General features: G+C 69.1%; 7 protein-coding genes. 6 read left to right on the top strand and 1 reads right to left on the bottom strand.

The window, feature by feature from the left end; genetic code table 11:
• On the top strand, positions 1 to 193 hold a 193-nt coding region (locus tag ACK4TT_RS17945), incomplete at its 5' end, for a hypothetical protein (protein WP_410213601.1).
• 137 nt (positions 194 to 330) lie between these two features.
• Here ACK4TT_RS17945 and ACK4TT_RS17940 read toward each other — a convergent pair.
• A complete protein-coding gene (locus ACK4TT_RS17940) occupies positions 331 to 3,789 on the bottom strand; it encodes an indolepyruvate ferredoxin oxidoreductase family protein (protein ID WP_410213600.1) in 3,459 nt (1,152 codons plus the stop codon).
• Positions 3,790 to 3,930: 141 nt separating this feature from the next.
• Here ACK4TT_RS17940 and ACK4TT_RS17935 point away from each other — a divergent pair, with 141 nt between their 5' ends.
• The 5 genes from ACK4TT_RS17935 (at position 3,931) to ACK4TT_RS17915 (ending at position 8,018) form a co-directional block, all read left to right on the top strand.
• Positions 3,931 to 4,428 carry an Lrp/AsnC family transcriptional regulator gene (locus ACK4TT_RS17935; RefSeq protein ID WP_409636694.1) on the top strand — a complete coding sequence of 166 codons (498 nt, stop codon included), beginning with the start codon at positions 3,931 to 3,933 and terminating at the stop codon, positions 4,426 to 4,428.
• A gap of 6 nt (positions 4,429 to 4,434) precedes the next feature.
• Positions 4,435 to 5,076, top strand: a complete 642-nt coding sequence (locus ACK4TT_RS17930) for a DUF6338 family protein (protein ID WP_410213599.1) — start codon at positions 4,435 to 4,437, stop codon at positions 5,074 to 5,076.
• Positions 5,077 to 5,226: 150 nt separating this feature from the next.
• Positions 5,227 to 6,117 (top strand): pirin family protein, encoded by an 891-nt coding sequence (locus ACK4TT_RS17925; RefSeq protein WP_410213598.1) that lies wholly within the window; start codon positions 5,227 to 5,229, stop codon positions 6,115 to 6,117.
• Positions 6,118 to 6,125: 8 nt separating this feature from the next.
• Positions 6,126 to 7,496 (top strand): L-serine ammonia-lyase, encoded by a 1,371-nt coding sequence (locus ACK4TT_RS17920; protein WP_410213597.1) that lies wholly within the window; start codon positions 6,126 to 6,128, stop codon positions 7,494 to 7,496.
• An 81-nt stretch (positions 7,497 to 7,577) separates the two neighbouring features.
• Positions 7,578 to 8,018 carry a YciI family protein gene (locus ACK4TT_RS17915; RefSeq protein ID WP_409636682.1) on the top strand — a complete coding sequence of 147 codons (441 nt, stop codon included), beginning with the start codon at positions 7,578 to 7,580 and terminating at the stop codon, positions 8,016 to 8,018.
• Positions 8,019 to 8,139: the final 121 nt, after the last annotated feature.

The raw sequence follows: 8,139 nt of genomic DNA, 5'->3' as shown, positions 1-8,139 counted from the left end.
CATGGTCGCCGCCCTGCGCGCCCGCCTGCCGCTGACCGGCGTCGCCTACGAGGACAAGCCCGCGATCTGGATGTCCGGCGACGACGAAGACGACGAAGACGAGGACGAAGACTACGAGGACTACGAGGACGAGGACGATCCCGGCGCGGACGACGACGCCCCCGACCCGGAGAACTGGCGCAGCTCCGCCTGATCGTCCTCTCCCCGATAATCCCCTTGGGGCGATGCCCGAGAGGGAGAGGGCCGGCTCCGTCGAACGATCCAGCGCCGGGGTGAGGTCCAAGAACCACACGAACCGAACGAACAGGTTCGCGCCGGGCGAAACGCCCCTTAAGCCGTCGCGAACGCCAGCGTCCTGGCCGGCGCCTTCTCCCACTGGCCCCAGAGTCGCAGGGCCTCGGCCTTGGCGGGGCCCACGGCGGCGTCCTTTACGTGGCCGAAGCCGCGGATCTGCTGCGGGACGGCGGCGATCTTCACCGCCAGCGGCAGACGCTCCTTGGTCAGCCCCTCGGCCAGCCGGTCGAGCTGGGCCTCGAAGTCGGCGATCAGGTCCCGCTCCATCTTCCGCTCGGCGGTGTGGCCGAACAGGTCCAGCGGGGTGCCGCGCAGGCCCTTCAGCTTCGCCAGCGTCTGGAACATCGCCCCCGCGGCCCAGCCCGGGACGGCGATCTTCTTCGGCTTGCCGTCCGGCCCCTTGGGGGCCAGCAGCGGCGGCGAAAGCCACACCTTGGCCTTGCCGCCCCTGAAGGTCTCGGCCCTGTAGGCGGCGAAGCGGCCGTCCGAGTGGAGGCGGGCCACCTCGTACTCGTCCTTGTAGGCCATCAGCTTGTAGAGGCTGATCGCCGTCTGGCGGGTCAGCGCCTCGGAGCCCCCAGGAACGGAAAGCGCGGCTTCCGCCGCCTGCACCTTGCGCACCCGGTCCAGGTAGCGCTGCGCATAGGCGGCGTTCTGGTACCGGGTCAGCTCCCCCGCCCGATGCGCGATCAGCGCCTCCAGCGGCAGGGTTTCCGGCGTCGGGACGTCGTCCTCGCGGGGCCCGCGCGCCTGCGGATCGTGGGCCGCCATCCGGCCCAGCTCGAAGGCCTGCAGGTTCTCCTCGGCCGAGACGCCGTTCAGGCGGATGGCCCGGTAGAGCGCGCGGCTGGAGACCGGGATCACGCCCTTCTGCCAGGCGAAGCCCAGCATGATCATGTTGGAGTAGATGGCGTCGCCCAGCCTGGTCTCGGCCAGGTGCTGGGCGGGGGCGGCGTCATAGCTCTTCACGGCCGCGGCGATGCGGCGGGCCTGGGCGTCGGCGTCGAAACGCACGTCGCGGTCGGTGATGAAGTCGGCCGTCGGCGAGAAGTCGGCGTTGCCCACCGCCACCGTCCGGTCCTTGGCGTAGAGGCTGAGCGCGTCGGCGCCGGCCGCCACCAGCAGGTCGCAGGCGATCAGCACGTGGGCCGAAGCCGCCGGCACCCGGCCGCCGATCGTCGTCTCCTCGGTCTCGCCGATGCGGACGTGGCTGAACACCGCCCCGCCCTTCTGGGCCAGGCCCGTCATGTCCACCACGCTGGCCGAGCGCCCGTCCACGTGGGCGGCCATGGCCAGGATCGAGGCCACCGTCGTCACGCCCGTGCCGCCCACGCCGGTGAAGACGATGTTCTTCACGCCCGCGAAGTCCTCGAACCTCGGCAGCGGGGTCGAGTCCGCCGTCAGCGCCGGCATGGCCTCGCGGTGGGCGTTCTCGGCGCCCTCCAGGGTGATGAACGAGGGGCAGAAGCCGTCCAGGCACGAATAGTCCTGGTTGCAGGTCGACTGGTTGATCTTCCGCTTGCGGCCGAACTCGGTGTTCAGCGGCTCGACCGACACGCAATGGCTGGTGCGCGAGCAGTCGCCGCAGCCCTCGCAGACCAGCGGATTGATCATCACCCGCATCGGGGCGGCGGCCATCTTGCCGCGCTTGCGGCGCCGGCGCTTCTCGGTGGCGCAGACCTGGTCGTAGACCAGCACCGTGGTTCCGGGGGTTTCGCGCAGCTCGCGCTGCACCTCCATCAGCTCGGCGCGGGGCCGCACCTTCACGCCGGGGGCCAGGTCGCGGACGCCCTCGTAGCGCTGCGGCTCGGCGGCCACGACGACGATCTTCTTCACGCCTTCCGAGGCGAGCTGGCGGGTGATCTGCGGGACGGTGAAGCCGCTCTCGGCCTGCTGGCCGCCCGTCATGGCCACCGCGTCGTTGAACAGCAGCTTGTAGGTGATGTTGGACTTCGCCGCGATCGAGGCCCGGATCGCCAGAGAGCCCGAGTGATTGTAGGTGCCGTCGCCCAGGTTGACGAAGACGTGCGGCTCCTCGGTGAAGGGGGCGGCCCCCACCCAGGTCAGGCCCTCCCCGCCCATGTGGCTGGTCAGGTCGGTGTTGGGGTCGTTGAAGCTCGCCATGTAGTGGCAGCCGATGCCGGCGAGCGCCCGGCTGCCCTCGGGCAGGCGGGTCGAGGAATTGTGCGGGCAGCCCGAGCAGAAGTACGGCTTGCGCTGCTGGTCGCTCGACAGCGTCACCGCCGCCATCGAGGCGGCCGACACCCGGGAGAGATAGTCGTGCACCCGCTCCATGTGCGGGCCGGGCGGCAGGCGGTCGGCGATGGCCAGCGCGATCTCGGCCACCGACAGCGATACGAGCTCCGACAGCAGCGGCTGGCCGTGCTCGTCGGTCTTGCCGATGATCTTCGGGCGCGCGTGGGCGGGCAGGTCGTAGAGGGCGGCGCGGGCCTGGGTCTCGATCAGCGGGCGCTTGTGCTCGATGACCATCAGGGTCTCGAGGCCGGCCGCGAAGGCGCGCAGGCCGGTCGGCTCCAGCGGCCATGGCATGCCGACCTTGTAGATGGCCACGCCCAGGGCCTGCGCCTCCTGCGGGCTGACGCCCATGGCGGCGAGGGCCTCGATGACGTCCTTGTAGGCCTGGCCCTGGCAGACGATGCCGAGCCTGGGGCGGCTGCCGCCCAGCATGACGCGGTCGATGCGGTTGGCGCGCGCGAAGGCGAGGGCGGCGGGAATCTTCTGGGTCCGCAGGCGCCGTTCCTTGTCGAGCGGCTGGTCCTTCAGGCGGATGCCGAGCCCGCCCGCGGGCATGCGGAAGTTCTCGGGCGCGACGAACCGGTGGCGGTCCAGGCCGACGTCGATGGTCGCGCCGGAGTCCATGGTGTCGGCCAGCGCGATCAGGCCCACCCACAGGCCGGAGAAGCGCGACATGGCGTAGCCGAGCAGGCCGTAGTCCAGCACCTCCTGCACGTCGGCCGGCGACAGCACCGGCATCTCGAAGTCCTGGAAGGCGTACTCCGACTGCGACGGCAGGGTGGAGGACTTGCAGGCATGGTCGTCGCCGGCCACGGCCAGCACCCCGCCCTTCGGCCAGACGCCGGCGAAGTTGGCGTGCTTGAAGGCGTCGCCCGTGCGGTCGACGCCCGGGGCCTTGCCGTACCACATGCCGAAGACGCCGTCGTAACGGGCGCCGGGGAACAGATTCGCCTGCTGGCTGCCCCACACGGCGGTCGCCGCCAGGTCCTCGTTCAGGCCCTCCTTGAAGACGACCTCGGCCGCCCTAAGGTGCTTCTCGGCGCGCTTGGCCTGCTGGTCCAGCCCGCCCAGGGGGGAGCCGCGATAGCCCGAGACGAATCCCGCCGTGTTCAGGCCCTGGGCCCGGTCCAGCCGATGCTGGTCGAGCAGCACGCGGAGGAGCGCCTGCACCCCGGTGATGAAGACGCGGCCCTCGGTGAGCAGAAATTTGTCGTCAAGCGTCACTTCTGCGTGCCGCATCGCAATTTTCTTCCTTTCGGGCCTTCCTCCGACCCTGCAAGATCATATAGGTTCGCCGCAATTGCTTACCAAAAGCATGCCCCGACCTAGCGGTTCCGGGGCAAGAACGACGCTTGCAACTGCCGGGAGCAGGAGGAAAAATTGTCTGAGGCCCTCGACGCCGTCGATGCCAAGATCCTGGACCTCATCCAGCACGACGCCGGGTTGTCCGTCGCCGAGATCGCCGACCGTGTCGGCCTGTCCTCCAGCCCGTGCTGGCGGCGGATCAAGCGCCTGGAGGACGCCGGCGTCATCCAGCGCCGCGTCACCATCCTCGACCGCGACAAGCTGGGCCTGGGATTCGAGGTCTACTGCACGGTGAAGCTGTCGCTCCCCACCAAGGAGAACCTCGACGCCTTCGAGCAGGCGATCTTCAAGCTGCCCGAGGTGGTCCAGTGCGCCACGGTGACCGGCGCCGCCGACTACGAACTGCGCATCGTCACCCGCGACATGCACGCCTTCGACGATTTTCTGCGCGATAAGATCCTGTCCCTGGGCCTCGTCTCGAACATCGAGAGCCGAATCGTCATCCGCTCGGTCAAGAACACCACCGCCGCCCCGTTGGGGCTGGTCAGCCCCTATGTGAGCGCGCAGGGTTAGGGCACCGTGGACGGACTGAGCGACCTTGCCGCTCTCAAGCCCCATCAGCTTTGGGCGGTCATAGTCCTATTCCTGCCGGGCTTCATTTCATTGAAGCTCCACCGCTTCATAGAGCAGAAGCAAGGCACCGCAGCCGAGGCGCTGATTGATGTTGTCGGCTTCTCGCTGCTCAACGCGGCGGTGCTCTTCTGGCCAATATACCTCGCGTCGATCTACCTCGCTCTCCCCGATCCCAACTACACGTACGCGATCAAGAATGCGTTCTGGGTCTGCGTTGCAGGCCCCGTCGCATGGCCGATTGTCTTCCAGTTGGTGCGGCGCTTCGCATTGCGCGGCGGCTGGCTTCTCGGCGAGCAGAAATCCGCCTTCGATGCGTTTTTCAGTACCGGCCAGCCGTGCTGGGTGATCGTCCATCTGCCTGACGGCTCAAGCATCGGTGGTTATTTCGGCTCAAGCTCCTTCGCGTCAGCTCATCCACATCAAGGCGACTTCTATCTCGAGGAGTTGTGGGAGTTGGACGACGCGGGCGGCTTCCGTCGACGAATTCCAAACTCGAAGGGTGCGCTGTTCCAGGCAGATGATTATGTTTGGCTAGAGTTTTACTGGGATCAGCCGGCAGGACAGGAGAATGAGAATGGCCGATCGTAGATCCGCAAACACGCAGGTTCACGAACTTCGCAGCGGCTATTCTGCCAAGAAGGACGGCCCGCGTAACCCCCCGAAGGGCGGCTTTACGACGGTTCGGGCAGCCAACAGTGGGCGCTTCGTAGAAGTTCAAAGCAAGCCGCAGCCGAAGAGGTGATCGAGCTCGTCATCGACCAGCGGCGCAAGGACCTCGGCGGCTTCGAGGTCGGCCGCGTCCTGCCGTTCGCCAAGCGCCGGATGGTGGGGCCCTTCGTCTTCTTCGACCACATGGGGCCGGTGGAGTTCCAGCCGGGCTTCCCGCGCAACGTCGACGTCCGGCCCCACCCGCACATCGGCCTTTCCACCGTCACCTACCTGTTCGACGGCGAGATCACCCACCGCGACAGCGTGGGCGTGACCCAGCGCATCCATCCGGGCGAGGTGAACTGGATGACGGCGGGGTCGGGCATCACCCACTCCGAGCGCTTCGAGACCCTGCGGGCCGACGGCGGCAAGATGCACGGCATCCAGGCCTGGGTCGCCCTGCCGGTCGAGGACGAGGAGATCGATCCCGCCTTCCACCACCACGGCGTGGACGACCTGCCCACCTATGAGTCCGGCGGCCTGTGGGCGAGGCTGGTGGCCGGCGAGGCGTTCGGCGCCAAGGCCAAGGTGCGGACCCGCTCGCCCCTGTTCTACGTCCACTGGCGGCTCCAGCCCGGCGCGCAAGGTCAGCTTCCGGCCGAATATCCCGAGCGCGCGGCCTATGTGGCCCAGGGCGTCGTCGAGGCGGGCGGCCAGACGCTCCAGACCGGCCAGATGGCGGTGTTCGCGCCGGGCCAGCCGGTGCTCTTCACCGCCGTCACCGAGGCGGTGGTCATGCTGCTGGGCGGGGAGCCGGTGGGGCCCCGCTTCATCGAGTGGAACTTCGTCTCCTCCTCCAGGGACCGCATCGAGCAGGCCAAGGCCGACTGGAAGGCGGGCCGCATGAAGCTGCCGGACGCCGACCACGACGAGTTCATCCCCCTGCCCGAGCCGCCCCCGCCGCCCAACCCGATGTCCTGAGCCCATAAGTGAACGTCAGCGTCTTCGACCTCTTCAAGCTGGGGGTCGGCCCCTCCTCGTCGCACACCATGGGTCCCATGACCGCCGCCGGCCGGTTCCTGGCCTGGCTGGGCGACGCAGCCCAGCGCGCCGAACGCGTGGAGGTCGCCCTCTACGCCTCGCTGGCGCTCACGGGCCGGGGCCACGCCACCGACCGCGCCGTCATCCTGGGCCTCGCCGGCTTCGAGCCGCGCACCCTGGACCCGGACGCCGCCGACGCGGCGCTGGCCGTCATCCGCGAGACGGCCCGGCTGGCGCTGGGCGGACGACGCGAGATCGCCTTCGACGCGGCCCGCGACCTCCTCTGGGAAGGCCGCACCCGCCTGCCGCAGCACCCGAACGCCCTGAAGTTCGCCGCCTACGACGGGGCCGGCGGCCTGATCGGCGAGCGGCTCTACTTCTCCATCGGCGGCGGCTTCGTGCGCGATGAGGACGAGATGGGCCAGAACGCGCCAGCCCCTGACGACGCCTGCGCGCCCTACCCCTTCGCCTCGGGCGCCGAGCTGCTGGAGATGGCCGAGGCCGCGGGCCTCTCCATCGCCGACCTGATGCTGGCCAACGAGGCGGCGCGCCGGCCCGTGGCCGAGGTCGAGGCCGGCGTCGAGGAGATCGCCCAGGCCATGTACGCCTGCATCGACCGGGGCATGCGCGCCGAGGGCGTGCTGCCGGGCGGCCTGAACGTCCAGCGCCGGGCGCACCAGGTCTGGAAGAGCCTGGTCAGCGACGCCGACCGTCGGATCGCCGACCCCCTGGGCGCCCTGGACTGGGTGAACCTCTGGGCGCTCGCGGTGAACGAGGAGAACGCCGCCGGCGGCCGGGTGGTCACCGCCCCCACCAACGGCGCGGCGGGCCTGCTGCCGGCGGTGCTGCGCTACTACGACCGCTTCCACCAGGGCACGCCCAAGGGCCGGCGGACCTTCCTGCTCACCGCCGCGGCCATCGGCGCCCTCTACAAGACCAAGGCCTCGATCTCGGGCGCCGAGGTGGGCTGCCAGGGCGAGGTGGGCGTCGCCTGCTCGATGGCCGCCGCGGGCCTCGCGGCCGCGCTGGGCGCCACCAACGCCCAGATCGAGAACGCCGCCGAGATCGCCATGGAGCACAACCTGGGCCTGACCTGCGACCCGATCGGCGGCCTGGTGCAGATTCCCTGCATCGAGCGCAACGCCATGGGCGCGGTGAAGGCCATCGACGCCGCGCGCCTGGCCCTCCTGGGCGACGGCCAGCACTCGGTCAGCCTCGACAAGGTGATCGCCACCATGAAGCGCACCGGCGAGGACATGAGCGCCATCTACAAGGAGACTTCGCTGGGCGGCCTCGCCGTAAATCTCGCGGAGTGTTGACCAGCCATTGTCGGGATCGGCGCACGTCCGCCGTCCTTGGGCCGTAAGGTCGTTCCGACCGGACCCATGGAGACAGAGACGATGCGCTACATGCTGATCGTGAAGGCGACGCCCCAGTCGGAAGCCGGCGAGTTCCCGCCCGACGCCGAGCAGATGTTCGCCGAGATGGCGGTGTTCAACAACGAGCTGATCGCCGCCGGCGTCATGCTTGACGGCGCGGGCCTTCAGCCCAGCAAGGAAGGCAGGCGGATTCGCTTCGAGGGCCGCGGCAATCCCATCGTCACCGACGGGCCCTTCGCCGAGACCAAGGAGCTGATCGCCGGCTACTGGATCCTCGAATGCAAGGATATGGACGAGGCCCTGGGCTGGGCCCGCCGCGTGCCGTTCTCCGAGGGCGAGCTGGAACTGCGCCCGTTCTTCGAGCCCGAGGCCTTCGAGGGCCTCGTCTCGGACGAGGTCATGGAGCAGGAGAAGGGCTGGCGCGAGGCCCAGCGCGAGCGGGCGCTCACGGCGCAGAGCTGATCTAGGACCAATCCACATTCAGGATTCCCATGCCTGAAAGGTGCTGAATCAATCGGTCTCCGGGTTTGTGATTCGGAGCGGGTTGATGAGCGTGAAGCGCTACGAGCTGAGCGGGAAGCAA

The organism is Phenylobacterium sp. (genome assembly GCF_046463815.1).
GTDB lineage: Bacteria > Pseudomonadota > Alphaproteobacteria > Caulobacterales > Caulobacteraceae > Phenylobacterium.
The sequence above is the reverse complement of the archived record's forward strand: the minus strand, read 5'-3'. Positions and strand labels throughout refer to the sequence as shown.

Bases quoted from the DNA above. Each gene is read 5' to 3' on its own strand.
- ACK4TT_RS17940 (WP_410213600.1), bottom strand. From the start codon at position 3,789: ATGCGGCACGCAGAAGTGACGCTTGACGACAAATTTCTGCTCACCGAG.
- ACK4TT_RS17915 (WP_409636682.1), top strand. From the start codon at position 7,578: ATGCGCTACATGCTGATCGTGAAGGCGACGCCCCAGTCGGAAGCCGGC.